Source organism: Achromobacter sp. GbtcB20, from assembly GCF_019091095.1.
GTDB lineage: Bacteria > Pseudomonadota > Gammaproteobacteria > Burkholderiales > Burkholderiaceae_B > Achromobacter > Achromobacter mucicolens.
Window position 1 is genome coordinate 1 of the sequence record NZ_JAGXJZ010000953.1, and the last position, 232, is coordinate 232.

1 pseudogene is annotated in these 232 nt (G+C 65.9%); it reads right to left on the minus strand.

Features of this window, described 5'->3' with window-relative positions:
• A pseudogene (locus KVT32_RS31795) lies at nt 1–232 on the minus strand (XRE family transcriptional regulator); the annotation flags it as partial.

Below are 232 nucleotides of genomic sequence, written 5' to 3' on the forward strand. Positions count from 1 at the left end.
CAGCCGCGCCGGCAGGCACATCAGGGTTTCGCCCGGCCCGTCGAAGCGGCCCGAAAAATAATCGGGCACCATGTGCTCGCGGAAAAAGCGCTGCACGGGGCCATCCGGCAGCCAGTGGAAGGTATGCGAAACGCGCAGCCCGTAGCGGTTCAGCGGGCGCAGCTCGATCAAGCCGAGCCGGTCGAGTTCGGCAAGGTAGCCGATGCATTCGGCCGGCGTTAGGCGGTAGTTC